At 72.8% G+C, this 26307-nt stretch carries 26 protein-coding genes and 1 pseudogene; 15 read left to right on the top strand and 12 right to left on the bottom strand.

Annotation, left to right across the window (positions count from 1 at the left end):
* Positions 1-32: 32 nt before the first annotated feature.
* Complete coding sequence (locus tag ACFFIC_RS26520) at positions 33-686, bottom strand: isochorismatase family protein (RefSeq protein ID WP_377056169.1); 654 nt, start codon at positions 684-686, stop codon at positions 33-35.
* A 156-nt stretch (positions 687-842) separates the two neighbouring features.
* On the opposite strand from ACFFIC_RS26520, the gene ACFFIC_RS26515 reads away from it, so the two are divergent.
* Together ACFFIC_RS26515 and ACFFIC_RS26510 are read left to right on the top strand one after the other, a co-directional pair.
* Complete coding sequence (locus ACFFIC_RS26515; RefSeq protein ID WP_377056099.1) at positions 843-2291, top strand: amidase family protein; 1449 nt, start codon at positions 843-845, stop codon at positions 2289-2291.
* A pseudogene (locus ACFFIC_RS26510) lies at positions 2261-2914 on the top strand (amidohydrolase family protein); the annotation flags it as partial. The gene ACFFIC_RS26515 and the pseudogene ACFFIC_RS26510, both read left to right, overlap by 31 nt.
* 321 nt (positions 2915-3235) lie before the next feature.
* On the opposite strand, the gene ACFFIC_RS26505 reads toward ACFFIC_RS26510, so the two are convergent.
* Positions 3236-4258, bottom strand: coding sequence for an ABC transporter substrate-binding protein (locus ACFFIC_RS26505; protein WP_377056097.1), 1023 nt, complete (start codon positions 4256-4258; stop codon positions 3236-3238).
* Between the two features lie 101 nt (positions 4259-4359).
* Here ACFFIC_RS26505 and ACFFIC_RS26500 point away from each other — a divergent pair, with 101 nt between their 5' ends.
* The 8 genes from ACFFIC_RS26500 (at position 4360) to ACFFIC_RS26465 (ending at position 12011) form a co-directional block, all read left to right on the top strand.
* Entirely contained in the window at positions 4360-5022 is a 663-nt protein-coding gene (locus tag ACFFIC_RS26500; RefSeq protein ID WP_377056095.1) for a TetR/AcrR family transcriptional regulator, read from the top strand.
* 93 nt (positions 5023-5115) lie between these two features.
* Positions 5116-5934 (top strand): ABC transporter permease, encoded by an 819-nt coding sequence (locus ACFFIC_RS26495; RefSeq protein ID WP_377056093.1) that lies wholly within the window; start codon positions 5116-5118, stop codon positions 5932-5934.
* Positions 5935-5937: 3 nt separating this feature from the next.
* Positions 5938-6990 carry an NAD-dependent epimerase/dehydratase family protein gene (locus tag ACFFIC_RS26490; protein WP_377056091.1) on the top strand — a complete coding sequence of 351 codons (1053 nt, stop codon included), beginning with the start codon at positions 5938-5940 and terminating at the stop codon, positions 6988-6990.
* The gene (locus tag ACFFIC_RS26485; RefSeq protein WP_377056089.1) at positions 6977-7828 is read left to right on the top strand and encodes a GNAT family N-acetyltransferase; all 852 of its coding nucleotides are present in this window, start codon (positions 6977-6979) and stop codon (positions 7826-7828) included. Before ACFFIC_RS26490 ends, ACFFIC_RS26485 begins: the two co-directional genes overlap by 14 nt.
* Before the next feature lie 14 nt (positions 7829-7842).
* A complete protein-coding gene (locus ACFFIC_RS26480; RefSeq protein ID WP_377056087.1) occupies positions 7843-8904 on the top strand; it encodes a dihydrodipicolinate synthase family protein in 1062 nt (353 codons plus the stop codon).
* Complete coding sequence (locus ACFFIC_RS26475; protein WP_377056085.1) at positions 8901-9665, top strand: ABC transporter ATP-binding protein; 765 nt, start codon at positions 8901-8903, stop codon at positions 9663-9665. The genes ACFFIC_RS26480 and ACFFIC_RS26475 overlap by 4 nt, the downstream gene beginning before the upstream one ends.
* 119 nt (positions 9666-9784) lie before the next feature.
* Positions 9785-10318, top strand: coding sequence for a hypothetical protein (locus ACFFIC_RS26470; protein ID WP_377056083.1), 534 nt, complete (start codon positions 9785-9787; stop codon positions 10316-10318).
* A gap of 112 nt (positions 10319-10430) precedes the next feature.
* Positions 10431-12011 carry an ABC transporter substrate-binding protein gene (locus ACFFIC_RS26465; RefSeq protein ID WP_377056081.1) on the top strand — a complete coding sequence of 527 codons (1581 nt, stop codon included), beginning with the start codon at positions 10431-10433 and terminating at the stop codon, positions 12009-12011.
* Between the two features lie 36 nt (positions 12012-12047).
* Here the strand turns inward: ACFFIC_RS26465 and ACFFIC_RS26460 are convergent, their stop codons facing one another.
* From ACFFIC_RS26460 to ACFFIC_RS26445, 4 genes are all read right to left on the bottom strand, one after another.
* The gene (locus ACFFIC_RS26460) at positions 12048-13265 is read right to left on the bottom strand and encodes a M20 aminoacylase family protein (protein ID WP_377056079.1); all 1218 of its coding nucleotides are present in this window, start codon (positions 13263-13265) and stop codon (positions 12048-12050) included.
* A 114-nt stretch (positions 13266-13379) separates the two neighbouring features.
* Positions 13380-14036 (bottom strand): hypothetical protein, encoded by a 657-nt coding sequence (locus ACFFIC_RS26455; RefSeq protein ID WP_377056077.1) that lies wholly within the window; start codon positions 14034-14036, stop codon positions 13380-13382.
* Positions 14037-14041: 5 nt separating this feature from the next.
* Positions 14042-15055, bottom strand: coding sequence for a Bug family tripartite tricarboxylate transporter substrate binding protein (locus ACFFIC_RS26450; RefSeq protein WP_377056075.1), 1014 nt, complete (start codon positions 15053-15055; stop codon positions 14042-14044).
* 63 nt (positions 15056-15118) lie between these two features.
* Positions 15119-15553 carry a type II 3-dehydroquinate dehydratase gene (locus tag ACFFIC_RS26445; RefSeq protein WP_377056073.1) on the bottom strand — a complete coding sequence of 145 codons (435 nt, stop codon included), beginning with the start codon at positions 15551-15553 and terminating at the stop codon, positions 15119-15121.
* A gap of 241 nt (positions 15554-15794) precedes the next feature.
* On the opposite strand from ACFFIC_RS26445, the gene ACFFIC_RS26440 reads away from it, so the two are divergent.
* Complete coding sequence (locus ACFFIC_RS26440; RefSeq protein ID WP_377056071.1) at positions 15795-16628, top strand: GntR family transcriptional regulator; 834 nt, start codon at positions 15795-15797, stop codon at positions 16626-16628.
* Positions 16629-16697: 69 nt separating this feature from the next.
* Entirely contained in the window at positions 16698-17762 is a 1065-nt protein-coding gene (locus tag ACFFIC_RS26435) for an SDR family oxidoreductase (RefSeq protein ID WP_377056069.1), read from the top strand.
* Here the strand turns inward: ACFFIC_RS26435 and ACFFIC_RS26430 are convergent.
* Genes ACFFIC_RS26430 through ACFFIC_RS26420 form a run of 3 tightly spaced genes read right to left on the bottom strand, consistent with a single transcriptional unit; the run spans position 17759 to position 20415 of the window.
* Positions 17759-18076 (bottom strand): AtuA-related protein, encoded by a 318-nt coding sequence (locus ACFFIC_RS26430; RefSeq protein WP_377056067.1) that lies wholly within the window; start codon positions 18074-18076, stop codon positions 17759-17761. The genes ACFFIC_RS26435 and ACFFIC_RS26430 overlap by 4 nt on opposite strands.
* 1 nt (position 18077) lies before the next feature.
* Entirely contained in the window at positions 18078-19421 is a 1344-nt protein-coding gene (locus tag ACFFIC_RS26425) for an acyclic terpene utilization AtuA family protein (protein WP_377056065.1), read from the bottom strand.
* Between the two features lie 4 nt (positions 19422-19425).
* Positions 19426-20415, bottom strand: a complete 990-nt coding sequence (locus ACFFIC_RS26420) for a Bug family tripartite tricarboxylate transporter substrate binding protein (protein ID WP_377056063.1) — start codon at positions 20413-20415, stop codon at positions 19426-19428.
* A 92-nt stretch (positions 20416-20507) separates the two neighbouring features.
* Here ACFFIC_RS26420 and ACFFIC_RS26415 point away from each other — a divergent pair, with 92 nt between their 5' ends.
* Entirely contained in the window at positions 20508-21437 is a 930-nt protein-coding gene (locus ACFFIC_RS26415) for a LysR family transcriptional regulator (protein WP_377056061.1), read from the top strand.
* A 27-nt stretch (positions 21438-21464) separates the two neighbouring features.
* Here the strand turns inward: ACFFIC_RS26415 and ACFFIC_RS26410 are convergent, their stop codons facing one another.
* Both ACFFIC_RS26410 and ACFFIC_RS26405 read right to left on the bottom strand, forming a co-directional pair.
* A complete protein-coding gene (locus tag ACFFIC_RS26410) occupies positions 21465-22331 on the bottom strand; it encodes a glutamine amidotransferase-related protein (protein WP_377056059.1) in 867 nt (288 codons plus the stop codon).
* Positions 22332-22464: 133 nt separating this feature from the next.
* Positions 22465-23427, bottom strand: a complete 963-nt coding sequence (locus ACFFIC_RS26405) for a dienelactone hydrolase family protein (protein WP_377056057.1) — start codon at positions 23425-23427, stop codon at positions 22465-22467.
* Positions 23428-23624: 197 nt separating this feature from the next.
* Here ACFFIC_RS26405 and ACFFIC_RS26400 point away from each other — a divergent pair, with 197 nt between their 5' ends.
* Both ACFFIC_RS26400 and ACFFIC_RS26395 read left to right on the top strand, forming a co-directional pair.
* Positions 23625-25040: a pyridoxal phosphate-dependent decarboxylase family protein gene (locus ACFFIC_RS26400; protein ID WP_377056055.1), complete on the top strand. Its 1416-nt coding sequence runs from the start codon at positions 23625-23627 to the stop codon at positions 25038-25040.
* Between the two features lie 55 nt (positions 25041-25095).
* Positions 25096-25293 (top strand): hypothetical protein, encoded by a 198-nt coding sequence (locus ACFFIC_RS26395; protein WP_377056053.1) that lies wholly within the window; start codon positions 25096-25098, stop codon positions 25291-25293.
* Positions 25294-25326: 33 nt separating this feature from the next.
* Here ACFFIC_RS26395 and ACFFIC_RS26390 read toward each other — a convergent pair whose 3' ends face one another.
* Positions 25327-26286: a tripartite tricarboxylate transporter substrate binding protein gene (locus ACFFIC_RS26390; RefSeq protein ID WP_377056051.1), complete on the bottom strand. Its 960-nt coding sequence runs from the start codon at positions 26284-26286 to the stop codon at positions 25327-25329.
* Positions 26287-26307 lie beyond the last annotated feature (21 nt).

Raw genomic sequence — 26307 nt, 5'->3', positions numbered from 1 at the left:
CGCCCGGCCGGCCCGCACGGCCACCCTCCCGCCTACTCCGCGGCCAGGCCCGGCGCCTGCATGCCGGTGCCGGACGGCAGCTCGAAGAGGCCTTCGGGCAACCCCTCGATGAAGCCCGGCGTCTCCTCCAGCGGCACCACGTCCGCATACTTCGCGTGCATGTCGCGCAGGTTGATGGCATGGCTTGCCTGGGAACGGTCGAAGCAGCCTTCCTCCACCACGAAGATGCGGTGGTTCAGGGAAAAGGCGTCCAGCACCGTGGCCCGCACGCAGCCCGAGGTGGTGGTGCCCGTCACCAGCACGCTGTCCGCGCCGAGCAGCGTGAGGAAGGAGGCGAGCGGCGTACCCTCGAAGCCCAAGGGTTTGAGCTTGCGGATCACCACGTCCCGCGGGCCGGGCGCGATCTCGTCCACCACGTCGTTGCCGTCGCGGTTGGAAACGGGCACGCGCGGGGCCTCGCCGTTGCGGCGGTTCTTCCAGGCCCAGGACCCGGCATCCCCGTTGTCGGCGCGCTTGTCGCCGGTGGTGTAGAGGATGGGCAGGCCCTTCGCGCGGCAGGCCTCCACCAGCCTCGCGATGGCCTCGACCCCGTCCCAGGCTTCCTCGCCGCAGGAATTCCGCCAGCACTTGATGGATTCCAGGAACGGCTCGCGCTTGTCGCCGCGGAAGTTGGAGTTCACGTCGATGACCAGCAGCGCCGGCCGCTTGCCGAAGCCCTGCCGCGTGCCGTAGCCGGCCGCCTCGAAGACCTGCTTGTCCCGCTCGGTGAGGAACCACTCGCCGGCAGGCTGCGCGCGGGCGAGGGAGACCTCGCCCTATGGTTCCGCATGGAGCATGCACGCATGGACAGCATCCCCCAAACGACGCCGCGGCGCCGGCCCTTCCTTTCGCGCAGCGGTGGCTTTGCGGAGGGCGTCGAAACCCCCCGCGCCTTTCTGGAGGAATGCCTGGAGGATCTGGAGCGCTGGGAGCCGCGCATCGGCGCCTTCACCGTGGTCGACATGGAGGGAGCCCGCGACGCGGCCGATGCCTCCGCCACGCGCTGGCGCCAGAACCGGGCGCTCTCCGCGATCGACGGCATGCCCGGGGGCGTGAAGGACATCCTCGACACCGACACCATGCCGACGCAGATGGGATCGCCCCTCTACGACGGATACCAGCCGCGCTTCAGCGGCACCGGGGCCCGGGCGCTGCGCGACGCGGGCGCGGTGATCCTGGGCAAGACGGTCACCACCGAGTTCGCCGGCAGCGAGCCGCGCGGCACCCGCAATCCCTGGGACACCGCGCGCACGCCGGGCGGCGGCAGCAGCGGTTCCGCGGCGGCGGTGGCGGCGGGCATCGTGTCGGGCGCGCTGGGCACGCAGGTGGTGGGTTCCATCGTCCGCCCCGCCGGGTTCTGCGGCGTGGTCGGGTACAAGCCCAGCGTCGGCGGCATCAACCGTGGCGGCAGCCTGGACATGCCGAGCCAGGGCTGCACGGGCACCCTGGCCGCCAGCCTGGGCGACGCCTGGGTGCTGGCGCGCGCCATGGCGGAGCGCGTGGGCGGCGCCCCCGGCTACCCCGGCCTGGGCGGCCCCCTGGCACCGCCGGAGGCCCGGCGCCCGGCGCGGCTCGGCCTGCTGCGCACGGCCGGCTGGCCGGTGCTGGAGCCCGGGGCGCGGCGGGCGCTGGAGGAGGCGCTGGACCGCCTTCGCGCCGCCGGCATCGAGGTCGTGGGGCCCGAGGACTGCCCGGAACGGGACCCGGAGGCGCTGAGCGCCTCGGTGCACGAGCACGCCGCGCTGGGGCGGCGCATGACGCGCGACAACTACGCGGCGCTGCTGGAACGGCGCGCCGCCGCCCGTGCCGCCTTCGCCGCCGTGTCCGCGCGCTGCGACGCGGTGGTGAGCGTGACGGCGCCGGGCGCGGCACCGCCCGGCCTGGGCTCCACCGGAAACCCGGTCTTCGTGGTGCCGGGTTCGCTGCTGGGCATGCCGGTGCTCACCCTGCCCGTGCTGCGATCGGAAGGGCTGCCGCTCGATTGCAGATGCTGGCCTTGGCCAACGCGAATGCGGCGCTCTTCGGCCACGCCGCCTGGGTGGATCAACGAATCGGGGGCTGAGGCCCGGCCCTTACTCCGCCTTCTCGGCCCGCGCCGCGTCGTCGCCCAGGTGCCCGCACATCAGGCGTACGGCGCGCTCGGTGGCGCCCTCGCCGATCGCGCGGATGATGGCGCGGTGCTCCTCCACGGCGCAGGAGGGGCGGGCGGGAAGCGCCGCGCATGCTCTCGGTGGGGCTGCACCTGCGCATGATCGGCCGCGCCGGCCGCATCGCGGTGCTGGAGCGCGTGCTGCGCCACATGCGCGAGCGGGGCGGGGCCTGGTTCGCCCGGCGCCACAGCATCGCCCGCTTCCCGCGGAACGAACGGCCGCGGCATGACGCGCATCCTGGTGGTGAACGGCAACACCACGGACTCCGTCACCGCCGCGAGGAGGACATCGCGGACTGCGCCCGCACGGGCACGAGGATCTGCCACAACTGTTCCTCCAACCTCCGGCTGATGAGCGGCCCGGCCCCTGTGAACCGCTTCCGCGCCCACGGCATTCCAGTGGCCCTCGGCATCGACGAGGCCGGGATCAACGATGACCGCGGCATGCTGCAGGAGATGCGCCTCGTGCTCCGCGCGCACCGCCAGCCCGGCATCGACGCCCCATCTCCCGGCCCCGCCGCCGTGCTGCGCATGGGGGCCGAGCACGGCGCCGCCACCACGCCCTTCGCCGCGCGGATCGGCGCGCTCCGCCCGGGCATGGCGGCGGACCTCTTGCTGCTGGGCTGGCACGCCGTCACCTGGCCTTACCAGAGCCCGGACCTCCCGCCCGTGGACGTGCTGGTGCAGCGCGCCAGGACAGGGGCCGTGCGGCTGGTGATGATCGGTGGGGAGGTGGTGTTCCGGGAGGGCCGCTTCACCCGGCTGGACCGCGGCGCCGTGCTGGCCGAGATCGCGGAGCGCATGGGTCGCCCGCTCCCGCCTGCGGAGGAAGGGCGCCGCGCGATGGCGGAGGCCGTGATGCCTCACATGCGCCGCTTCTACGATGGCTGCCTGGCCACCCGCTCAACCGGCCCCGGCGGCGCATCGTCTGCGCCGGCATGGCGCCGGCCCCGCGATGCCCCTGCCGCCCGGCCACGACCATTCCGGCATCATCGCCGGTCGTGGAAGCCGAAAGCCCGATCTTCCGCGCCGTGCTGCCCGCCGCCCTCAGGCGGTGGTCATCTTGATCCCCGTGTCGAGGAAGGCGTTGCTGTAGGCCTTGTCCAGATCAAAGGGTTGCGCGCCCTCGAACTGGCTCTGGATCAGGTCGTAATCGGCCTTCATCCGCGCGGCGTCGAAGGCGCCGAGCGCGACGGAGGTGGTGGTGGGATCGCGCATCAACTCCTTCACGCGCTCCCACTGCCGGTGCTGCGTCCAGTCGTCGAGGCCTGACACGGCGGCGAACAGCGCGCGCAGCGCCGGCTCGGGATCGGCCACCGTGGCGGCGAAGGCGCGCTGCGACACCTGCACGAAGGCCTTCACCATGTTTGGCTGCTTCGACAGCACGTCGCCATTGGCGATGATGGAGTTGCCATAGGGATTCAGCCCCAGGTCACTCCAGCGCTGGAATCCGAGGTCGGCGCCGAACTCGCGCGCCTTCAGGTCGTGCTCGTTCCAGAAATCCGTGGTGATGTCGATCACCTTGCTCTTCAGCGAGGGAATCTTGGCGGGCGGCGCGATGTTGACGAAGCGGACCGAGGCCGGGTCGATCCCGACGCGGCGGGCGAAAACAGGCCACATCACCCGCGCGGCATCGCCCGGCGGGTTACCGATGGAGCGGCCCGGGAAGTCGCGCGGGCTGGAGATGCCGCTGCTGCGCAGCCAGTAGAAGGTTTGCGGCGAGTTGGCGTAGACCGCCATCACGGCGGCAAGGTTGCCGCCCCGGCTGCGCGCCAGCAGAGCCGTGGGGATCTCCGAGATCCCGATCTGCGCCGTCCCCGCCGCGACGCGCTGCGCCGAGGCACCGGAGCCGCGCCCGGCCTCGATCGTCACGTCCAGCCCCGCCTGTTCGTACCAGCCCTGCGCCTTGGCCAGGTAATAGGGGCAGTGGTCGGCCGCGGCCGTCCAGTTCAGCACGAACGTCACCTTGTCCCGCGCCTGGGCGCGCGCGCCATGCGGCGCGATGAAGGGTGCGGCCAGCCCGCCGAGGAGGACCCCGCGACGCGGAAGGGCGAAACGGTCCCTGGTCATGCGAGCATTCTCCCCTTATCGAAGCACGGCCCGAGCGTATCCACGCCCTCACGGCGCTGCAACAACATTCAACCGGATGGTTGGCACGGAGGTTTCCCGCCATGCGGCGCCCGACTGCGGCGAAGCCCGAAGAACCGGAGCGCGCGCGGGGCCGGCGCGATCCCGAGAACACGCGCCGCGTCCTGCTGGAAGCCGCCATCGGCGAGTTCGCCGCGAAGGGCCTGGCCGGGGCGCGCGTGGACGAGATCGCGGCCCGCGCGGGCGTGAACAAGCAGCTCGTCTACCACCATTTCGGCACCAAGGAGGACCTCTACGCCGCGGCGCTGGAGGCCGTCTATGCCGGCATCCGCGCCCAGGAACGCGCGCTGCACCTGGCCGATCTCGCACCGCGCGAGGCGATGGAGCGGCTGGTGGGGTTCTCCTTCGACTACCTGGCCGCCCATCCCGAGTTCGTGGCCCTGCTGAACGACGAGAACCAGCACGGCGCGCGGCACGTCCGCGCCTCGGCGGGACTGCGGGAGATGCACTCGCCGCTGATCGGGCTGCTGGGGGAAACGCTCGCGCGCGGTGCCGCCGGCGGCGTGTTCCGGGCGGATCTCGATCCGGTGGATGTCTATATCTCCATCGCCGGGCTGTCGTACTTCTTCTTCTCCAACAACCGGACCCTTTCGGCCATCTTCGGCGCCCGGCTGGGCACGAGGGCGGCCATCGCGGCCCGGCGGCGGCACGTGATCGACTTCGTCCTCTCGGCGCTCCGGCCCTGAGGCGGCACTGTCAACCGTTTGGTTGACGAGGCCCGCGGCGCTCCGCTAGCGTCCCTGGGTGCACGAGGATCGTGCCAGCAGGAAAGGTCCGGCATGATCGCGGAGGCGAGCACCGACATCCCCGCCGTTCCCGACCCGCGCGCCCTGGCGGCGGCGGCCGCCACGCGCCGGCGCTGGCTGGTGATCGCCCTGGTCCATGTCGCGGTGGTGCTTCTCTGGGAGGCGCTGGCGCGCGGCGCCGCGCTGCCTTCCTTTATCCTGCCCGCGCCCAGCGCGGTGGTCGCCACCCTCGCCGTGCCCACCCATGCCTGGGTTTCCAACACGCTGGTCACGGCGGCGGAAATCGGCGGCGGCTACGCGCTCGCGGTGGCGCTGGGCGTCACCCTCGCGCTGGTTTTCAGCTGGTCGCGCACGCTGACGCTTGTGCTGTTCCCCCTGCTGGTCACGCTGAACATGATCCCCAAGGTGGCGCTCGGCCCCATCGTGGTCGTGTGGATGAGCTACGGCATCGCCACCAACATGCTGATCACCTTCAGCCTCTGCTTTTTCCCGGTGCTGCTGACCACCGTGCGCGGCCTGCAGGAGGTGGAACCGGACCTGCTCGACCTCGTGCACTCGCTGAAGGGCTCGCGCTGGCAGGTGTTCCGCTACATCCAGCTCCCGGGCTCGCTGCCCTTCATCTTCTCCGGGATGAAGGTGGCGGCGATCCTTGCTGTGGCCGGCGCGGTGGTGGGCGAGTTCGTCGCCTCCGACCGCGGCCTCGCCTACCTGATGATCCAGGTGCAGGCCTCGCTGAACACGGCGGCCATGTTCATGGCCGTCATCCTCCTCACCCTGCTCGGCCTCGCGCTCTACCTCGTGGTGCTCGGGCTGGAGCGCCGCTTCGTCCCGCGGGACGCCAGGAAGGGATAAGCCATGTCCAACGCCGCCGGATGGCTCGACCCCTCCGACCTGCCCGGCCGCTTCGAGGACGCGGAGGCGCTGGACGCCTTCCTGGCCCGCCCCAGCCGCGCGCTCGCCGCCGACCTCGCGGCGGTGGAAGGCGACGTGATGGTGCTGGGCGTGGGCGGCAAGATGGGGCCGACGCTGGCCCGCCTCGCCCGCAACGCCCTGCCCGGCCGGCGCGTCTTCGGCGTGGCGCGCTTCAGCGAGGCCGGGCTGCGCGAGGGGCTGGAGCGCCACGGCGTGGAAACCATCGCCTGCGACCTGCTGGACCGCGCGGCGCTGGAGCGGCTTCCCCGCGCGCGCAACGTGATCCTGATGGCCGGGCGCAAGTTCGGCGCCTCGGGCGACCAGTCGCTGACCTGGGCGATGAACACGCACGTGCCGGCCCTGGTGGGCGAGGCCTTCCGCGAGTCCCGCATCGTCGCCTTCTCCACGGGCTGCGTGTACCCCTTCGTGCCCGTCAACTCCGGCGGCTCCACCGAGGACAGCGTGCTGGACCCGCCCGGCGAATACGCCTTCTCCTGCATCGGGCGGGAGCGGCTGCTGCAGCACTTCTCCGCCCTGCACAACACGCCCGGCCGCCTGTTCCGCCTGAACTACGCGATCGACCTGCGCTACGGCGTGCTGTTCGACGTGGCCTGCAAGGTGCGCGACGGGCAGCCGGTGGACGTCACCATGGGGCATGTGAACGTCATCTGGCAGGGCGACGCCAATGCCCAGGCGCTGCGCTGCCTGCGCCACGCCGCCGTGCCCTCGGCCCCGCTGAACGTCACGGGGCCGGAAACCATTTCCGTCCGCTGGCTGGCCAAGGCCTTCGGCGAGCGCCTGGGCAAGCCGCCCGTGATCACCGGCGAGGAAGCCCCCACCGCCTGGCTCAACAACGCGGCCGAGGCGGCGCGGCTCTTCGGCTATCCCCTGGTGCCCCTGGCCCGGATGATGGACTGGGTGGCCGAGTGGGTGGCGCGCGGCGGCAAGAGCCTGGGCAAGCCGACGCATTTCGAGGTCCGGGATGGCGCCTACTGAGGCCCTGTCCCCCGGCTTGCCGCTCCCCGGCGCGCTGACGCCCGCCGCCATGGCGGGCTGCCTCGCCCTGTCCGAAGCGGCCGGGTGGAACCAGGTGGCGGCGGACTGGGACGTGTTCTTCCGGCACGGCACCGTCTTCGGCATCGGCGATGCCGCGGCGCCGGCCGCGAGCGGGGCGGTGCTGCCCTATGCCTCCGGCGGCTTCGGCTGGATCAGCATGGTGCTCGTCGCGCCCTCCATGCGCGGGCGGGGCCTCGGCACCCGCGTGCTGCGCCGCTGCATGGCGGCGCTGGCGGAGGCCGGCCTTTGCCCGGTGCTGGACGCCACCCCGGCGGGCGAGCGCATCTACCGCCCGCTCGGCTTCCAGACCCAGTTCGGCCTGACCCGCTGGCGCGGCACGGGCGGCGGCGATCCGGTCGGTCTGCCACTCCTGCGTCCGGATGCGCTGGCCTCCTGCGCCGCCCTCGATGCCCAGGCCTTCGGGGCCGACCGCGCGGCCCTGCTCCGCACCCTGCTGGCGCGCGCCCCGGCCCAGGCCTTCCGCCTGCCCGGCCGCCCCGGCTTCGTGCTCGCCCGCCCGGGGCGGCAGGCGCTGCAGGTCGGGCCTCTGGTCGCGACCGGCGAGGCGGAGGCGGCCCACCTGCTGGAGGCCGCGCTCGGCGCAGCCCGGGGCCCCGTTCTGCTCGACCTCGCGGACCGCTGGACCGGGCTCGCGGACCATCTTCGCGCCCGCGGCTTCACGCCGGAGCGCCCCTACAACCGCATGGCCCTCCACCGGGCCGCACCCTTCGGCGATCCCGCGCGGCTGATGGCCGTGGCGGGGCCGGAGCTGGGTTGAGACGAGGAACCCCCATGCCGCTCCACCGCTCCGACCTGCCACCGGAAACGCTTCGGCTGCTCCGACAGGGCGTGGCCATCCCCGCCCACCCGCTGGCGCTGGACGCCGGTCGGCGCTTCGACCGGCGGCGCCAGCGGGCGCTGACCCGCTACTACCTCGATGCCGGGTCGGGCGGGCTCGCGGTGGGCGTCCACACCACGCAGTTCGAGATCCGCGACGTCGGCCTCTACCGCCCCGTGCTGGAAGCGGCGATGGAGGACAGCCGCGCCTGGACCGACCGGCCGCTGGTGATGGTGGCGGGCCTGGCCGGGCGCACGGAGCAGGCGCTGGAGGAAGCGCGCACCGCCGCCGGGCTGGGCTACCACGCCGGGCTGCTCAGCCTCGCGGCCATGAAGGGGGCCACGCCGGGCGAGATCATCGCCCATTGCGGCCGCATCGCGGAGGAAATCCCGCTGGTCGGCTTCTACCTTCAGCCCGCGGTCGGCGGCGTGTCGCTCGATGCGGGGTTCTGGCGCGAGTTCTGCGCCATCGACAACGTCGTCGCCGTGAAGGTCGCGCCCTTCAACCGCTACCGCACGCTGGATGTGGTGCGCGGGCTGGTGGAGGCGCGGGCCGAGGACCGCATCACCCTCTACACCGGCAACGACGACCACATCGTGCTCGACCTCGTCACCCCCTTCGTCGTGAAGCGTGATGGCGCGCCCGTGACGGTCCGCTTCCAGGGCGGGCTGCTCGGCCACTGGTCGGTCTGGACGCGCGGCGCCGTGCAACTGCTGGAGCACCTCAAGGCCGCCGTCGCGGCCGGGCCGCTGCCGCCCGGGATCCTGGCGCTGGACTCCGCCGTGACCGACTGCAACGCCGCCTTCTTCGACGTGGCCAACAACTTCCACGGATGCATCGCCGGCTGCCACGAGATCCTGCGCCGCCAGGGCCTGCTGGAGGGCACCTGGTGCCTCAACCCGGCGGAAGGGCTGAGCCCCGGCCAGTCGGAGGCCATCGACCGCATCTGCCGCCTTTATCCCGAATTCTCCGACGACGCCTTCGTCGCGCAGAACCTGGGGCGCTGGCTGTCGTGAGGGAGCCGCTGATCCGCCTGGAGAACGTCCGCAAGACCTATCGCACCGGCGGGCAGGACTTCGTGGCCGTGTCGGACGTGACGATGAGCGTGCAGGAAGGCGACCTCGTCTCCCTGGTCGGCCCTTCCGGCTGCGGCAAGACCACGGTGCTGAAGATCCTGGCCGGGCTGCACGATGCGGATGGCGGCACCGTCCGCATCGGCAACGCCGCCTCGGGCTTCGTGCCCGGGCGGGACGTGGGCATGGTGTTCCAGCAGGCGCTGCTGCTCAAATGGCGCACCATCCTCGAGAACGTCACCCTGCCCGCCGAGATCCTGGGCCTGCCCAGGCGCGAGGCGCGGGACAGGGCGCGCCACCTCCTGGCCATGGTCGGACTCGCTGGCTCGGAGGCGATGTATCCCTACCAGCTTTCGGGCGGCATGCAGCAGCGGGCGGCCATCGCGCGCGCCCTGGTGCACGACCCCAAGCTGATCCTGATGGACGAGCCCTTCGGCGCGCTGGACGCCCTGACGCGGGAGCGCATGAACCTGGAGATGCTGCGCATCTGGCGCGAAAGCGGCAAGACCATCCTCTTCGTGACCCATTCCATCCAGGAAGCGGTCTTCCTGGGCGCACGCTGCGCCGTGCTCACCGCAGGGCCGGCGCGGATGGCGGACTACTTCCCCATCGACCTCCCGGCCGCGCGCGGTCTCGACATCAAGACCACCGCCGAGTTCGGCGCCTATGTGAAGCGGATCTACGGGCTGCTCGGGATGGATTGAGCGGCGATCCGCCGCTGGTCACTTCGGGTTCTGCCCGGCATCGGATAGGCTGCCCCCGCGTTCCCTGCCCGACGGTGCCGCCGGGGGAGGGAGGAGCGCGCTCCCGCGCGGAACCCTTCATGAAGCGGGGCAGACCGATGACCTTTCGCCGGATGCCGGCCCTGTTCACCGCGCTCGCGGTTCTGCTCCAGGCCGCGCCGCTCGCCGCGGCCCAGCGGGAGCAGGGCGGCGGCGCCATCATCGAGATCGCGCCGCGCGCCGCGCCCAACCCCCTTCCGGGCCGCGGCGCCGACCGCTCCGGCAAGCTGCGCGAGGGCGAGGCCGCCGTGCTGGCGGACCCCGCCCTGGCCTCGGTTCCGGCGGTGGGGGTGAGCGGCGTCTTTCCCCGGGGCACCACGGCCCGCGTGCAGAACCTGGAGAACGGGCGTTCCACCCTGGTGCAGGTGCGACCGGGAGGCCCGGCCAGCGCCGGCCGCCTGCTGGACATCACCCCCCCGGTCGCCCGCGCCCTGGGCGTCACCGGCAGCACGGCGCGCATCCGGGTGGCGCCGCTGGCCGTGCCGCAGCCCGACGGGACCATCCGCCTGGGCGAGGGCACCCGGCTGGCGGGCACCACCGCCGCCCCGGCCCTGAGCGACCGCCCGGAGGAGTAGCCCCGCGCCCGCCCGGCTTGACAGGCGGTGGCCCCGGCTGGTGCAGTCCCCGGCAGGGAAGGCAGCGCTTGTCCAGCACCCGCCGCCGGTTCGGCGGCGGAGGAGGCCAACGATGATCCGCACGTCCCGCCGACTGCTCCTGGCCGCCGCGATGGCGCCCGTTCTGCCGCTTCCGGCCCTTGCGGCGGAAGGGCCCTCGCTGGACCTCGCCGTGGGCGCGCCGCCCACCTCGATGGACCCGCACCTCTACACGCTGACGCCCAACTCCGCGCTCGCCCAGCACGTCTTCGACAACCTCGTGCACCGCGACGCGACGGGGCGCCTCGTTCCCGGCCTCGCGGAGGCGTGGCGCCTGGTGGATGACAGCACCTGGGAGTTCAGGCTCCGCCGGGGCGTCGCCTTCCACAACGGCGCGCCCTTCACCGCGGCGGACGTGACCTACACCATCGACCACGTGCCGCGCGTGCAGAACAGCCCCGGCTCCTTCGCCGTCTTCACCAAGGCGATCAAGGGCATGGAGGTGGTGGACCCGCACACCATCCGCTTCCGCACCGACGGCATCTACCCCCTCCTGCCCGCCGACCTCTCGCAGATCGCGATCATCTGGCACGGCCTGGGCGAGAACAACCTCACGAGCGACTTCAACAGCGGCCGCGCGGCCATCGGCACGGGCCCCTTCCGCCTCCTCGCCTACCGCCACGGGGAGCGCGTGGAGATGGAGCGCAACGACCGCTACTGGGGGGAGGCGCCGGCCTGGGCGCGGGTGAACTACCGCGTGATCTCCAACGACGGCGCGCGCGTCGCGGCGCTGCGGGCGGGGGACGTGTCCTTTATCGATTCCGTGCCCACCGGGGACCTCCTGCGCCTGCGTGCCGAGCCGCGCGTGATCCTTTCCGAGACCGTCAGCCTGCGCTCGATCTATCTCCGATCCGACTTCCGGGCCGAGACGCCCTATGTGTCCGGCCCGAACGGCGAGCCGCTGGCAACCAACCCGCTGCGCGACCTGCGGGTGCGCCAGGCGCTGTCGGTCGCCATCAACCGCCCGGCCATCGCGGAGCGCACCATGTCCGGGGCCGCCATCCCCTCCGGCCAGTTCATGCCCCCCGGCGCCTACGGCTTCGCCGCCGACCTCCCGCCGCCCGCCTTCGATCCGGACCGCGCCCGCCGGCTGCTCGCCGAGGCCGGCTTCCCGCAGGGCTTCACCATCACCCTGCTCGCCTCCAACGACCGCTACATCAACGACGCCCAGGTGGCGCAGAGCATCGGGCAGATGTGGACGCGGATCGGCGTGAGGACAAAGGTCGACGTCATCCCCTTCGCGACCCTGGTGCAGCGGACCACGCGGCTGGACAACTCCATGTCGCTGGGCGGCTGGGCCAATTCCAACGGCGAGCCCTCATCCGGCCTGCGGGGGCTGCTGGGCACGCGCGACATGGAACGGGGCTGGGGCACGGTGAACCGCACCGGCTATTCCAACCCGGAATTCGACGCCGTGCTCGCCCGCGCGATGGGCACCGCCGACGACGAGGCGCGCGAGGGGCTGATGCAGGAAGCGACGCGCATCGCGGCGCGCGACGTCGCCTGGATCCCGCTTCACATCCAGAAGAACATCTGGGCCATGCGCCAGGGCCTGACGCACACGCCGCGCGCGGACGAGATGACGCTGGCGCAGGACGTGCGGCCCGCGCGGTGACGGGAGGGCGCGCCGGGCGGTGGCGCGCCCCCGCCTTCAGGCGCCGTCGCCGACGCTGCCGAGTTCCTGCTCCACCAGGCTGACCCAGTAGCCCACGCCGAGCGGGATGGCGTCGTCGTTGAAGTCGTAGGTCGGCGTGTGCAGCCCCTCGGAGCTGGGGCCGCCGGCGCCGATGCCCATGAACATGAAGGCGCCGGGCCGCGCCTTGAGCATGAGGGAGAAGTCCTCTCCTCCCGTGATCAGCGGCGCGTTGCCCTCCACCTTCTCCGCCCCCGCGAGGGTGGCGGCGGCGGCGATGGCCACTTGCGTCTGCTCGGCATGGTTCACCAGCGCCTCGCCGTGCCGGCCATAGAACACCTCCGCCGTGCAGCCGAAGGATGTGGCGAGGCCGGTGGCCAGCTCCCGCATCCGCCGCTCCATCATGTCCCGCACGGCGGTGGTGTAGGACCGCGCTGTGCCGCCGATCACCATTTCGGACGGCATGACGTTGGTGGAGGCCATGGAGCCACCATGGATCGCGCCGACGCTGATCACCGCCGCGTCCACCGCCGCGATGTTGCGCGCCACCACCGTCTGCAGCGCCATGACGAACTGCGCCTGGAGCACCGCGACATCCGTCGCCAGGTGCGGGGAGGCGCCGCCATGCCCGCCGGTGCCGCGGAAGGTCACCACCCAGCGGTCGCCCGCCGCCATGGCCGGGCCCGGGCGGATGGCGAACTGGCCGAGCGGCAGGCCGGGCTCGTTGTGCAGGCCATAGACGCTGTCCACCGGGAAGCGATCGAACAGGCCGTCGGCCAGCATCGCCCTCGCGCCGCCGCGGCCTTCCTCGGCGGGCTGGAAGATGAACTGCACGGTGCCGCCGAAATCCGGGTTCTGCGACAGGTGGCGCGCGGCACCCAGCAGCATGGTGGTGTGGCCGTCATGCCCGCAGGCATGCATCACGCCCTTGTTGGCGGAGGCGTGCGGCAGGCCCGTCGCCTCCTCGATCGCCAGCGCGTCCATGTCCGCGCGCAGCCCGATGGCGCGCTGCCCGGGGCGGCGGCCCTTCAGCGTCGCCACCACCCCGTACTTGCCGATGCCCTCCGTCACCTCCAGCCCCCAGCCGCGCAGCGTTTCCGCCACCAGCGCGGCGGTGCGCACCTCCTCCATGCCCATCTCGGGATGGGCGTGGATGTCGCGGCGAATCGCGGTCAGTTCCGGCTGAAGGGCCTTGATCCGGGCCAGCGCAGCATCGTCCATCCTGGAAATCTCCATGGTCGCATCCGGGTTGCGCAAGAATGGAACGCGCAGGCAGGGCTGGATAGCCCGGCCTGCGTTACGCGGCGTTCACCGCAGCGCCCCCAGCCCGTGCCAACATGACCTGTTATATCAGGATTCCAGTTCCGCCTTCCGGAGGGCGAAGACCGGCGAGTAAACCACCGGCGGCGCCTCCCGCGCGCCGAGGGCCAGGATGGCGTCCCGCTGGTCCGACAGCACGCGCGGCAGCGCCTCCGCGTCCAGCGCCTCAATCAGCAGCAGGCCGGGAAAGCTTTCATCGCCGCCGCGGAGCCCCTTCTCCTCCGTGCCGACCTCCGTGCCCGCGAGATCGATGTCGAGCAGGCGGGCGGCGCAGATCCGGTCCTGCGCCGCGATCGCCTCGAGCAGCGCCCGGTTCGTTTGGGGGCGCTGGCCGAGCCGCAGCGCGAGCAGGTGCGCGCCCTGGCCCCGCCCCACCTCCTCCAGCACCCGGCCGCCGCCGCGCGCGAAGCGGCCGAGGCCCGGCATGATGCGCTGCGTCCACGGCGTCGGGCTGTTCAGCCGGGCCAGATAGGCGGGGCTGGTCAGCACCGCCGGGCCGGCGAGGTCATAGAGGATGAGGAAGCGGCAGACGCCGGGCAGGCCGGCACGGAGGACGCGCACGGCCTCGAAGCCGGGGATGCCGATCCGCTCCGCCGTGTGCTCGCGCGCCAGCCAGTGCAGGTAGTCGGCTTCCCGCTCCGGAGCCACGTCGCTCCAGATCGCCAGCATGGCCGCTCGCATCGTCACGCCGCTTATTCCATCTTGATGTTGCGGCGCCGGATCAGGTCGCCCCAGCGGCGTCCTTCTTCCGCCTGGTAGGCGGCGAAGGCCTCGGGCGGTGCGGCGTAGATGTTGATGGCGGCGGAGTCCAGGCGGGCCTTGACGTCCGGCATGGCCAGAATGGCCCGCGTGGCGGTGGACAGCTGCGCCACGATCGCCGGCGGCGTGCCGGCCGGGGCGAAGAAGCCGAAATCGTTGGTGGCGCGGTATCCCGCGAGGCCGCACTCGGCCAGCGTCGGCACGGAGGGCGCCTGCGGGCTGCGGTCGGCGCTGGTGACCGCGAGCGCGCGGATATCGCCCGTCTGCATGTGGGGCAGGGCCGTGACCGTGTCCACGAAGGCCATGCTGGTTTCCCGCGCCAGCAGCGCCTGCACCTGCAACCCGCCCGAGCGGTAGGCGACGTGCAGCATGTCCGTGCCGGACATGTCGAGCATCAGCTCGGGCGCGAGCTGGCTGACCGTCCCGGCCCCGGCGGAGCCGTAGGTCAGCTTGCCCGGCTCGCGCTTCGCCTGCGCGACCAGGTCGGCGTAGCTCTTGATCGCGCTGGATGCGGGAACGCAGACAAACATCGCGTTGCCCGCGAGCAGGCCGATCGGTGCGAAGCCGTTGTCGCTGTCATAGGGCAGGCGGTCGAACAGGAAGGGCGCGAGCGCGAAGGTGCCGGTTGGGGAAACGCCCAGCGTGTAGCCGTCCGGCCTGGCGCGCGCGACCGCGCCGTGCCCGACCGTGCCGCTGCCGCCCGCCCGGTTGTCCACCACGAAGTTGCCGTTGAGCGCGGTGGAGAGGTGCTGCGCGAGCAGGCGGGCCACGAAGTCGGTGGAGCCGCCGGGCGCGAAGGGCACGATGATGCTGACGTTGCGCGTGGGATAGCCGGGCGCCTGCGCCCAGGCGCCGGAGGTGGGCAGCAGCCCGGCGGCGCCGATTCCCGCCAGCAGCGCACGGCGGCGGAGGCGGGGCGCGGACTCGCCCGCAGGTGTCTTTCTCATTGGTCTCTCCCCTGGGATTTCACCGGGCCGCTTTCGCGGCGTTTCGCGGGCCGGGCGCCGGCCTCAGCCGATCAGATCCCGCAGCGAGCGGACCGCCGTGCCGTAGCCGCGGGCACCAAGCCCGGCGATCACGGCCGTCGCCACGGTGGAGACGAGCGAGCGGTGGTAGATGGCCTCGCGCCGGTGGATGTTGGTGATGTGCAGCTCGATGATGGGCCGGCCGAACATCTTCAGCGCGTCCAGCAGCGGGATCGAGGTGAAGGTCAGCCCGGCCGGGTTGATCACCAGCCCGGCGGCGTCCCCGTCCGTGGCCTCGTGGATCCAGTCGACGAGCTGGCCCTCGTGGTTCGTCTGGCGGAAGACCAGCGGCATGCCGCCGGCCGCCTCCCGGCAGGTGGCCTCCACCTCGGCCAGGGTCGTGTGGCCGTAGATCTCCGGCTCGCGCTTGCCGAGGCGGTTCAGGTTGGGCCCGTTCAGGACATGGATGGATCCGCTCACGCGCGCCGTCCGGCGAGCCCGCCCCGGGCCGGCATCCATGCCGGCATCCGTGCCGCAGGCCGGGCGTGGTCCCGATCATCCGCCATTGCGTTCCCCCTTCTCCGCAGGGCCTGCCCGCCCTTTGTTCGGGGCACCCTATCGGCCTTTATTCGTACAATCAACATAGATTCAATAAATCATCTGGCATAAATTGGAAAACCCGCTGCCCCCGGCGCTTGTGGAATTGGGCCGGGGATGCACCATGGCTGCCCCGAGGGAGGATGCGATGCAGGACGCCGGGGAAGGATCGGTCGCGGAACTGGCCTACCGGCGCATCCGCGCCGACATCGTGTTCGGGCGGCTCGCGCCCGGGCAGAAGCTCGGCCTGGACCGGATGCGGGAAACCTATGGCGCCAGCGTCAGCACCCTGCGGGAACTGCTCAGCCGCCTGGCTTCCGAGGCCCTGATCACGGCCGAAGGGCAGCGCGGCTTCGAGGTGGCGCCGGTTTCCCCCGACGACTTCCGCGAGGTGACCGAACTCCGCCTCCTGCTGGAGGCGCACGCCATGGAGGGCTCCTTCGCCGCCGGGGGGCTGGACTGGGAAGGGGGCGTCGTTGCCGCCCACCATAAGCTGGACCGGATCGAGCGCCGCCTCCTGGCCGGGGAGGCGGCCGATGCCGAGCTGTGGAAGCGCTATGACTGGGAGTTCCACCGCGCCCTGATCGCCGCCTGCGGCTCGAAGGTGCTGCTGGAGGCGCATGCGGCCATCTACGACCGCTATCTCCGCTACCAGATGGTCGCCGTGGTGTTTCGTGGCGCCGCGGCGGCGGAGGAGCACCGGCGGCTGCTGGAATGCGCCCTGGCCCGGGACAGCGCGGCGGGCCGGCAGGTGCTGACCGAGCACCTGAACAACTGCGTGGAGCATGTGCTCCGCACCGATGCGCTCAGCCCGCGCGCCGGCGCCGGGCCGGCCAGGGCCGCCAGGCCCGTTGCGGACGATGCGCCGGGTGCCCCCCGGCGCCGGGGTCGTCCGCCGCGGGTGCCCGCGCCGATCAAGCCATCGGGCAAGCAACCCGGCAAGCAACCGGTCAAGTAACCGGCATCCCGCTGGTTCGGCACGGCCGGGGCACCCATCTCGCGGCCCGCAGAACAGTTTGGATGGCCTATGACGCGATCGGCGCTGGTGGTGGGTGTGAGTGGCATCGTGGGCAACAATCTGGCCCGCCAGCTTCTAGGCCAGGGATGGGAGGTGAGCGGGCTCGCGCGACGGCCGCCCTCCGACATCGAGGGGCTGCGCCCCGTGGCCGCGGACCTGCTGGACCCCGCGGCGCTCGGCGGCGCGCTGCGCGACCTGCGCCCCAGCCACGTCTTCATCACGACCTGGATGCGCCAGCCGACCGAGGCCGAGAACATCCGCGTCAACGCCGCCATGGTGCGCAACCTGCTGGACGCGCTGCGGCCCGGCGCCAGCCTGCAGCACGCCGCGCTGGTGACCGGGCTGAAGCACTACCTGGGTCCGTTCGAGGCCTATGGCAAAGGCACGCTGCCGGCGACCCCCTTCCGCGAGGAGCAGCCGCGGCTCGACGTCGAGAACTTCTACTACGCGCAGGAAGACGAGGTCTTCGCCGCCGCCGGGCGCGACGGCTTCGGCTGGAGCGTGCACCGGCCGCACACCATCATCGGCTACGCCATCGGCAATGCCATGAACATGGGGGTCACGCTGGCCGCCTATGCCACGATCTGCCGCGAAACCGGCCGGCCCTTCCTGTTCCCGGGCTCGGCGGCGCAGTGGAACGGGTTGAGCGACATGACGGATGCCAGGCTGCTCGCCCGGCACCTGGAATGGGCCGCAACCACCCCGGCGGCGCGCAACGAGGCCTTCAACGTGGTGAACGGCGACATCTTCCGCTGGAGCTGGATGTGGGGCCGCATCGCGAACTGGTTCGGGCTGGAGCCGGCGCCCTTTCCGGGCCAGGGCACGCCGCTTGAAACGCAGCTCGCGGATGCCGGTCCGCTCTGGGCGGAGATCGCGGCCCGGCACAGCCTCGCCGAGCCCGACCTGAGCCGCCTGGCCTCGGCCTGGCACACGGATGCCGATCTCGGCCGCCCGATCGAGGTGGTGACCGACATGAGCAAGAGCCGCAAGCTCGGCTTCACCGGCTACCAGGCGACGGACGACGCCTTCACCGAACTGTTCGGGCGGCTGCGCACCCTGCGGATCATCCCCTAGGCCGGGCCGGCGGCGGCAAGCTCCAGCTCCAGCATGCGCGACGCCAGGCACTTGCCGTGGGCGTCGAGCGCGAGGGTGCGCGTGACGCCGCCGCCGAGCGCGCCCTCCAGCACGAAGTTCAGCGCGCCGATGTTCGGCAGGAGGTAGCGGCGCACCTCGCCGCGGACGATGCCGGCGAAATGCGCCCGCACCCGCTCCGCCGTGACCTCGCGCTCCAGCCGCGGGTAGTCCGCCGCGTCGTAGGCGATCACGGAGATGCAGGAGATGTCGCCCTTGTCGCCCGTGCGGGCATGGGCGAGTTCGCGCAGGATCATCTCACGCCTCCATCCAGGTGAGGCCCGCGCTCACCATCGCCTCGGGAACGAGGCAGGAGCGGATGCCCACCACCTCGCGCACGGATTTCACCACGCCGCCGCCGCTGGCGGGGCCGTTGAGGTAGAGGCTGTCCACCTCGTGCGCGATGCGCTCGGCCTCCTCGGGGGAGTTGCAGCGGCCGATCACGCGGGCGCGCACCTCGCGTGGCTCGAAGCCCATCCCGGGGGCGCCCCCGGGGGGGCCGAGGATGGCGTCCATCCCGATCAGGTCGAAGCGCAGCTCCTCCGCCTCGTGGCCGATCAGGCGAAGGCGCTCGCGCACGATCTCCAGCGCCAGGCGCCCGCGCGCGGCGGCGCCGGGGCCGGCATAGGAGATCTGCCCCTCGCCGAACCAGCCCTCGTGGCAGCCCACCGACACCTTCAGCAGCCCCGTGCGCGCCGCGCCGTCGCCGCCCGAGACGCGCACCGCGTCCTCCCCCGCCGCCTCCACCCGCACGCCCGAGAAATCGGCGGCGACATCGGGCTGGAGGTAGCGGGCGGGATCGTGCACCTCGTAGAGCAACTGCTCCTTGCAGGTGGCGGGCGTGACGCGGCCGCCGGTGCCCGGCACCTTGGTGATCAGGGCATCGCCGTTCCCGTCCACCTCGGCCAGCGGGAAGCCCAGCCGGGCGAGGTCCGGCACGTCCTTGAAGCCGGGATCGGCGAAGTAGCCGCCCGTGACCTGGCCCGCGCATTCCAGCAGGTGCCCCACCACGGTGCCGCGGCCGAGGCGGGGCCAGTCGTCCTCCGCCCAGCCGAACTCGTGCATCAGCGGGCCCAGGAACAGGGCGGGATCGGCCACGCGGCCGGTCACCACCACCTCCGCCCCGGCCTCCAGCGCCCGCGCGATCGGCCCGGCGCCGATATAGGCGTTGGCGGAAACGAGCCGGTTGCCCAGGGCGGCGATCGTGCCGCCCTCGTCCAGCGCGGTGTCGGTGCCGCGCAGGCGGTCGGTCACGTCGTCGCCGGTGACGGCCGCGATCCGCAGCCCGGGCATGCCCAGGCTCCGTGCCACCTCCGCCACGCGCCGCGCCGCCGCCAGGGGATTGGCGGCGCCCATGTTGGTGACGATGCGGATGCCCTGGCGCCGGCAGGCCGGCAGCACGGCCCGCATCCGGGCGGCGAGCAGCGTGTCGTAGCCGCCCTCCGGGTCGCGCCTGCGCGCGAGCTGGGCCAGCGCGATGGTGCGCTCGGCCAGGCACTCGAAAACGAGGTAGCGGAGCCCGCCATGCTCGGCCAGCTCCACGGCCGGCTCGATCCGGTCTCCGGAGAAGCCGGAGCCGGCGCCGATGCGGATGGTCTTCATGCCCTCAGTCCGGCTTGATGTTGCCGGCGCGGACCACCTCGCGCCACTTGGCGATGTCCGCTTCCAGCCAGGGGCGGAAGGCGGCGGGCGCCATGCCGACGGGCTCCAGCCCCTGCTCGTTCAGCTTGGGGCGCAGCTTCGGGTCGTTCAGCGCCGTCGTCAGCGCGTGGAAGATGCGGTCGAGCACCGGCGCGGGCAGGTTCGCGGGGGCGAAGAGGCCGTGCCAGGCGGCGACGTCGAAGGGGGCGACGCCCTGCTCCTCCACGGTGGGCACGTCCGGCGTCCATTCGAGGCGCCGGGCGGAGGTGGTGGCCAGGGCCCGCATCTTGCCGTCCCGCACGAAGGGCAGCACCGCCGTGACCTGGTAGACGGTCATGGCGACCTGGCCGGAGATGATGTCGGTCAGCGCCTGGGCGCCGCTGCGGTAGGGCACGTGCTCCAGCGGCACGCCGGTCCGCTGCTTCAGGAGTTCGCCCGCGAGGTGGGAGGAGGTGCCGTTCCCCGCCGAGGCATAGGAGGCGCCGCCGCGCTGCGTGCGCGCCCAGGCGAGGAACTCCTGAAGGGTGCGGGCGGGGACGTGGTTGCCGACGACCAGCAGGTTGGGTGCGTTGGTGACGAGGGAGACGGGGGTGAAATCGCGCAGCACGTCATAGGGAAGGCGCGGCATGAGCGACACGTTCACGGAATGGGAGGCGATGCTTCCCATGCAGAGGTTGTAGCCGTCCGGCAGCGACTTCGCGACGGCCTCGGACCCCACCACGCCGCCGGCACCGGGGCGGTTCTCGATGACGATGGGCTGGCCGAGTTCCTGCGACATGCGGGGCGTCACCAGGCGCGTCATGATGTCGGTGCTGGTGCCGGCGCCGAAGGGGACGATCACGCGGATGGGGCGGTCCGGCCAGTTGCCCTGCGCCAGGGCGGCGCGGGCCAGGGCGGGCAGCGCGGCGGCGCCCAGCAGGAGGCTGCGGCGCGAGGGCGTGGGTGCTGTGGCCATGGATGCGGTTCCTCCGGATTTGCGCGGGAGAGAGCCGAAGGCGCGGCGATAAAGCAATTGAAACTTCCTGAGCGCTCCCATAGGCGTTTTCTATGACCCTGACGCTTCGCCAGATGCGCGCGGCGGTGGCGGTGGCGCGGGCGGGCAGCCTCGGCCGCGCGGCGGCGCAGCTCCACCTGTCCCAGCCCACCCTGACCGTGCAGCTCCGCGAGGCGGAGGCGGCGCTCGGCCTGCGGCTGTTCGACCGCGGCGCGCGCGGGGCGGAGTTGACGGCGGCCGGGCAGGGGCTGGTGGAATCCTTCGCCCGGCTTCTGGAGGAGCTGGACGCCGTGGTGGCCGGCGCGCGGGAGGCGGCGGCGGGGCGGAGCGGGCTGGTGCGGCTGGCCGTGCTGCCCTCGGTGGGGGCGACGGTGCTGCCGCCGGTGCTGGCCCGGCTGCGCGCCGCCAACCCGGGCATCCGCGTGGTGGTGCGGGATGCCGTGGCGCGCGGCGTGGTGGCGCTGGTCAAGAGCGGCGCGGTGGAGATCGGCATCGGGACCGAGATCGAGCCGGACCCGGAGATCGGGGTCACGCCGCTGTTCGAGGACCGGATGGTGGCCGTGCTGCCCGCCGGGCACCGCTTCGAGGCGTGCCGCGCCGTGTCGGTGGCGGACCTCGCCGGGGAGGCGCTGGTGCTGATGGACCCCGAAAGCAGCGTGCGCGCCCTGTTCGACCGCGCCTGCCGCGAGGCCGGGGTGAGCCCGCTGCCGGCCTGCGAGGCGACCTACATGAGCACGGCGGTCGCCCTGGTGCGGGCGGGGCTCGGCGTGGGCGTGCTGCCCTCCTCGGCGGTGGACCTGCGGGTGGCGCCGGTGCTGCGGACGCGGCCCATCGTGGGGCCGGAGATCCGGCGCGCGATCAGCGTGGTCCGGCGCGCGGGTCGCAGCCTGTCCCCGGCGGCGGCCGCGCTGGCGGAAGGGCTTCTCGCAGGGGGAGGAGGGGCGGCGCGACCGCCTTCGGGGCGGAAGCGGCGGGCGCCCTGAGGCGCCCGGCCGCCGGGAGCCGGCGGGTCAGGCCCTGCCGCGCGCCTGCCGGGTCGGGCGGACGAGGTGCTCGATGAAGTTGCGCAGCTCGGTCTGGCGCCGGGCGGGGTCGGTGACCTGCGGGTCCAGGCCGAGCCGCCAGGCGAGGTCGCGGCGCCCGGGCTCGCGGTGCAGCGCCTCGATCTGCGCGGCATAGTCGTCCACGGCGGCCTTGTCGCGCGCCAGTTCCTGCTCGATCAGGCTCTCCGCCTGGCGGCGCAGCGCACCCGCCAGCTCGTCCAGCGGAAGCTCCGGGTGATACTGCACGCCCCAGAAGATGCCGCCGGCGTGGCGGATCTCGGCGGCCTGCACCGCGCTGACCCCGTTCCCGGCCAGCAGGGTGGCGTCCTCGGGCAGGCGCTCCACCTCGTCCGTGTGGACGGCCGGCGCGTCCCAGGCGCCGGGGCGGCCGGCGAGAAGCGGGTGGTCGCGCCCGGCCGCGGTGGCGGTGATGCGGCGCGCGAAGGCGGCCTCGTGCCCGCGCCGGTTCTCCCTGACCGTGCCGCCCGCCGCGGCGGTGGCCACCTGCAGCCCGGCGCAGGAGCCGAAGGAGGGCGTGCCGGAGGCGAAGACGTCGCGCATGAAGGCGAGCTGCCGCCGCACCTCCGGCGTGTCCTCGTACACATGCAGGGGGGAGCCGGTGAGGAAGACGGCGTCGTATCCGGCCAGCGCCGCCCTGTCCGGCGCCCGCGCGCCCTCCTCGGCCGGGCGGACCAGGTCGCATTCCGCGCCGGGGACGATGGCACGCAGCGTGTCGAGATAGGTCTCGCCGCTGCTGCGCCCCACGCTGGCCCGGCGCCGCTCGCGCTCCTCGGCCGTCTCACTTTCCGCAACCAGCAACCGAAGCGACGTCATCGCGCGTGGCAAGCCTCCGACGAGAAGAAAGACCTGTCCGCCGTGCGCCGACCGGAAAGGCGGGCCGCCCGGGAAGGGGGCGGCCCGCCTGATCTCGGGGCGCGAACGGTCCCCGCAAGGCCTGGCCTGGGCTTCAGCGCCGTCCGGGCGGACCCAGTATGGGGCGCAGGAAGGCGATCAGCCGCGAGGACGCGTCCTCCGCGATGTCGAAGGCCGGTGCCACGGGCACGGCGGGCGGGCCCAGGTTGGCCAGCCGGATCGCGGTCTGCCCCATGGCCGCGCCGAGGTCCCAGGCATAGGTGGCCGTCGGGTAGACGTGCCAGAGGGCGGGGTGACGGCGGCGCGTCGCCAGGGCGTTGACCAGGGTTTCGCACGCCGCGTTGGCGTTCTGCGCGTCCTGGCCGGCGTGAAACGCCGCGGCCGGGGCACTGCTCCAGGGGGCCGGGTTGCCGAAGCCCTCGGCCAGCAGCGGCCCGCAGCCGGGATAAAGGGCGGCATGGGCCGCGAAGCGCGGGCCGAAGGTGTCCAGCTCGTGCGACATCGCCGCCTCCGAGCCCGCCAGCAGGGCTGCCCGCCCACCCGTGCCCAGGCCCACCACGGCGATCCGGTTGGGATCGATGCCGGGTTCCTCGCTCAGCTCCTGCAGCGCCAGGGCCAGGTCCCCCACCACCTCGCGCGCATCGGCTTCCGCGGCCAGCGGGAAGGGGCCTTGCGGGGCGTGGCCGTCCGTCGAGACGGGGTCGATGTCGATCTCCAGCGTGGCCCATCCCTCGAGCGCGAGGCGCTCGGCCAGGGCGGAGATGCGCTGGTCCAGTCCCAGCCCGTCCGGCACCAGGATCACGGCCGGAACGTCCGCCGGCGCTCGCCCCCTCGCATCCGGGCGGGCCAGAATGGCCGAAAGGTTGCGGATCCTGCCGTCCATCCGGACCAGGCGCAGGTTCAGGAGTTCCAGCGACACCGGGGCCGGCCGGGTCTGCATGGGTTCCAGGACCGGCGTGGCCGCGCGTTCGGCGGCCAGGGCGCCCGCCGCGGCGCATCCCAGGAGAACGAGGCTGGCCAGCGCGGTCCTGCCTGGCCGTCGCGCATGGAAGGGCATGTGAGCCGTCCTTGGATGGAGGGCCGGAGGATGGTCGTCGCCGCCGGGCTCGCGCCGCATCATTTGTCACGCACGCAACGGTTGTGGCGGGGCTTGGCGGGGGCGGCGCCGGGGTGGCCTTGCGGAAGGCCGGCAGTGCGAGCGAGGATCGGTCCACCCGTTCTTTATCGCCTGATTACTGTTTTCGAAGGTTCCGCATGACGCCCGATGAGTTCCGCCGGACCGGCCATCAGCTCATCGACTGGATCGCCGGGTACCGCGAGCGGATCGATCAACACCCGGTGAGCGCGCAGGTGGCGCCCGGCGAAGTCCGGGCGCGGTTGCCGGCCGCGCCGCCCGAGCAGCCGGAGGCCATGGCCGAGGTGATGGCGGACCTCGACCGCGTCATCATGCCCGGCCTCACCCATTGGCAGTCGCCGCGCTTCTTCGGGTATTTCCCGGCCAACGCGCCGCTGGCGGGCGTGCTGGGCGACCTCGCCAGCACGGGGCTCGGCGTTCTCGGCCTCTCCTGGCAGTCCGGCCCGGCGATCACGGAGCTGGAGGAGGTCGTCACCGACTGGGTCCGCCAGATGGTGGGGCTGTCGGAGGGCTGGAGCGGGGTGATCCAGGACACCGCCTCCACCAGCACGTTGGTGGCGCTGATCTGCGCGCGGGAGCGGGCGACGGGCTATGCCATGGCCCGCGGCGGGCTGCAGGCCGAGGCGCGGCCGCTCACGGTCTATGTTTCGGCGCACAGCCACAGCTCCGTGGACAAGGCGGCGCTGCTGGCCGGCATCGGGCGGGACCGGATCCGCCTGGTTCCCTTCGACGACGCCCATGCCATGCGGGCGGACGCGCTTGAGGCGATGGTGGCCGAGGACCTGTCCCGCGGCTTTCTGCCCTGCGCGGTGGTGGCGACCACCGGCACCACCGCCACCACGGCGGTCGACCCGGTGGGCGCTGTGGCGGAGGTGGCGCGCCGCCACGGCCTGTGGCTGCACCTGGATGCCGCCATGGCCGGCAGCGCGATGATCCTGCCGGAGTGCCGCTGGATGTGGGAGGGCGTGGAGGGCGCGGACAGCCTGGTGCTGAACGCGCACAAGTGGCTTGGCGTGCCCTTCGACTGCTCCCTGTACTACGTGCGCGACCCGCAGCACCTGGTGCGGGTGATGTCCACCAACCCGAGCTTCCTGCAGAGCGCGGTGGACGGGCAGGTGAAGAACCTGCGGGACTGGGGCATCCCGCTCGGGCGGCGGTTCCGCGCGCTGAAGCTGTGGTTCGTGCTGCGCGAGCAGGGTGTCGCGGCGCTGCGCGCGCGGCTGCGGCGCGACATGGAGAACGCGCGCTGGCTGGCCGGGCAGGTGGCGGCCGCGCCCGGCTGGCAGGTGCTGGCGCCCGTGGTGCTGCAGACCGTGTGCCTCCGCCACGCGCCCGCGGGGCTGGAGGGGGAGGCGCTGGACCGGCACACGCTGCGCTGGGCGGAGGGGATCAACCGCTCGGGCGCCGCCTATCTCACCCCCGCCGTGCTGGACGGGCGCTGGATGGTGCGGGTTTCCGTGGGCGCCGAGGCGACGGAGCGCGCGCATGTGGCGGCGCTGTGGGAGGCGATGCGGCGGGAGGCCGAGGGCGGCTGAGCCTCCGTATTCGCTCGCAAAGCCAGCCCGCGCGACCGATAACGGCGTGATGAACATGAACTCGCCCGCATCCCAGGCGGCGGAAACCATCCTCGATCTGCTGGGTGGTTCGCTCGATGATTGCTCCAGGGCGCTGGCCCGGGGCGACGTGCCGGAGGCGCAGCGGCACCTTCAGGACGCGTCCGAGCGGCTGCGGCGGGTGCGGCGCGACCTGATCGAGCTGGGGGCGGGCGGGACGCCGCCGGCCGCGTGAGGCGCCGCGGGGGCGCGCCCCCGCGGCACCGTTTCACAGCCGCAGGCCCATGCGCCGGATCATCGCCGATTCATCCTCCACCGTGCGCCGCACGAAGGCGGTGTAGGCCTCCGGGCCCATGGGCATCGCGGGCATGTCGAACTTGTCCAGCACGGCCATGTGGGCGGGATCGGCCACCGCGCCCTGGAAGGCGGCATCGAGGATGCGCAGCGTGGCGGGGTCCATGCCTTTCGGCCCGGCGACGCCGTAGGGGGAGGTGGAGACGAGGTCGATCCCGTGCTCCTTCAGCGTCGGCACCCGGGGGAAGCGCTTGGCGCGCTCCGGACCCCAGGTGACGAGAAGGCGCAGCCGGCCGTCCTCCACCAGGGGGCCCCAGCCGGAGCTGTCGGCGGTGGCGTGGATCTGGCCGCCGAGCAGCGCCTGCATGTTCTCGGCCACGCCGCGGAAGGGCACGTGCACCCACTGCACGTCCCGCTGGCCCGCGATCTGTTCCATGGTGATGTGCAGCGAGGTGCCGACGCCGGGCGTGCCGTAGTTGAAGCGGCCGGGATTGGCCTTGGCATCCGCCAGGAAGGCGGGGAAGTCCGCCCAGGGCGCGTCGGCGCGCACCACCACGCCGAAGAGGTAGCCCGTGAGGTGGGTGACATAGGTGAAGTCGGCCAGCGGGTCGAAGAGCGGGCGCTGGCTCATGAAGGGCATGCGGAACACGCTGATGGGCATCTGCGACAGGGTGTAGCCGTCCGGCCGCTCGTTCAGCAGCGCCTGGGCGCCGAGGATGCCGCCGGCGCCCGCCTTGTTCTCCACCACCACGGGCTGGCCGAGGCGCTTGCCTGCCGCCTCGCAGAAGGCGCGCATCTGCACGTCGGTGGTGCCGCCGGGCGCCCAGGGCACCAGCATGCGGATGGGCTTGTCGGGGAAGTTCCGCTGGGCGAGGGCGGGCGTGCCGAGCGCGGCGGCGCCCAGGCCGAGCGCGTGGCGGCGGGTGACGGGCATGGGGTTCTTTCCGAACTGTTT

Source organism: Muricoccus vinaceus, from assembly GCF_042433125.1.
GTDB lineage: Bacteria > Pseudomonadota > Alphaproteobacteria > Acetobacterales > Acetobacteraceae > Roseomonas > Roseomonas vinacea.
This window is presented reverse-complemented; position numbering and strand designations above follow the sequence as displayed.

What these genes read in the sequence shown, in the direction of transcription:
- ACFFIC_RS26480 (WP_377056087.1), top strand. Translation starts at nt 7,843, where the DNA reads ATGCCGCTCCACCGCTCCGACCTGCCACCGGAAACGCTTCGGCTGCTC.
- ACFFIC_RS26395 (WP_377056053.1), top strand. Translation starts at nt 25,096, where the DNA reads ATGAACTCGCCCGCATCCCAGGCGGCGGAAACCATCCTCGATCTGCTG.
- ACFFIC_RS26425 (WP_377056065.1), bottom strand. Translation starts at nt 19,421, where the DNA reads ATGAAGACCATCCGCATCGGCGCCGGCTCCGGCTTCTCCGGAGACCGG.
- ACFFIC_RS26435 (WP_377056069.1), top strand. Translation starts at nt 16,698, where the DNA reads ATGACGCGATCGGCGCTGGTGGTGGGTGTGAGTGGCATCGTGGGCAAC.
- ACFFIC_RS26500 (WP_377056095.1), top strand. Translation starts at nt 4,360, where the DNA reads ATGCGGCGCCCGACTGCGGCGAAGCCCGAAGAACCGGAGCGCGCGCGG.
- ACFFIC_RS26495 (WP_377056093.1), top strand. Translation starts at nt 5,116, where the DNA reads ATGATCGCGGAGGCGAGCACCGACATCCCCGCCGTTCCCGACCCGCGC.
- ACFFIC_RS26400 (WP_377056055.1), top strand. Translation starts at nt 23,625, where the DNA reads ATGACGCCCGATGAGTTCCGCCGGACCGGCCATCAGCTCATCGACTGG.
- ACFFIC_RS26490 (WP_377056091.1), top strand. Translation starts at nt 5,938, where the DNA reads ATGTCCAACGCCGCCGGATGGCTCGACCCCTCCGACCTGCCCGGCCGC.
- ACFFIC_RS26450 (WP_377056075.1), bottom strand. Translation starts at nt 15,055, where the DNA reads ATGAGAAAGACACCTGCGGGCGAGTCCGCGCCCCGCCTCCGCCGCCGT.
- ACFFIC_RS26405 (WP_377056057.1), bottom strand. Translation starts at nt 23,427, where the DNA reads ATGCCCTTCCATGCGCGACGGCCAGGCAGGACCGCGCTGGCCAGCCTC.
- ACFFIC_RS26460 (WP_377056079.1), bottom strand. Translation starts at nt 13,265, where the DNA reads ATGGAGATTTCCAGGATGGACGATGCTGCGCTGGCCCGGATCAAGGCC.
- ACFFIC_RS26470 (WP_377056083.1), top strand. Translation starts at nt 9,785, where the DNA reads ATGAAGCGGGGCAGACCGATGACCTTTCGCCGGATGCCGGCCCTGTTC.
- ACFFIC_RS26390 (WP_377056051.1), bottom strand. Translation starts at nt 26,286, where the DNA reads ATGCCCGTCACCCGCCGCCACGCGCTCGGCCTGGGCGCCGCCGCGCTC.
- ACFFIC_RS26465 (WP_377056081.1), top strand. Translation starts at nt 10,431, where the DNA reads ATGATCCGCACGTCCCGCCGACTGCTCCTGGCCGCCGCGATGGCGCCC.
- ACFFIC_RS26485 (WP_377056089.1), top strand. Translation starts at nt 6,977, where the DNA reads ATGGCGCCTACTGAGGCCCTGTCCCCCGGCTTGCCGCTCCCCGGCGCG.
- ACFFIC_RS26430 (WP_377056067.1), bottom strand. Translation starts at nt 18,076, where the DNA reads ATGATCCTGCGCGAACTCGCCCATGCCCGCACGGGCGACAAGGGCGAC.
- ACFFIC_RS26420 (WP_377056063.1), bottom strand. Translation starts at nt 20,415, where the DNA reads ATGGCCACAGCACCCACGCCCTCGCGCCGCAGCCTCCTGCTGGGCGCC.
- ACFFIC_RS26515 (WP_377056099.1), top strand. Translation starts at nt 843, where the DNA reads ATGGACAGCATCCCCCAAACGACGCCGCGGCGCCGGCCCTTCCTTTCG.
- ACFFIC_RS26505 (WP_377056097.1), bottom strand. Translation starts at nt 4,258, where the DNA reads ATGACCAGGGACCGTTTCGCCCTTCCGCGTCGCGGGGTCCTCCTCGGC.
- ACFFIC_RS26410 (WP_377056059.1), bottom strand. Translation starts at nt 22,331, where the DNA reads ATGACGTCGCTTCGGTTGCTGGTTGCGGAAAGTGAGACGGCCGAGGAG.
- ACFFIC_RS26415 (WP_377056061.1), top strand. Translation starts at nt 20,508, where the DNA reads ATGACCCTGACGCTTCGCCAGATGCGCGCGGCGGTGGCGGTGGCGCGG.
- ACFFIC_RS26440 (WP_377056071.1), top strand. Translation starts at nt 15,795, where the DNA reads ATGGCTGCCCCGAGGGAGGATGCGATGCAGGACGCCGGGGAAGGATCG.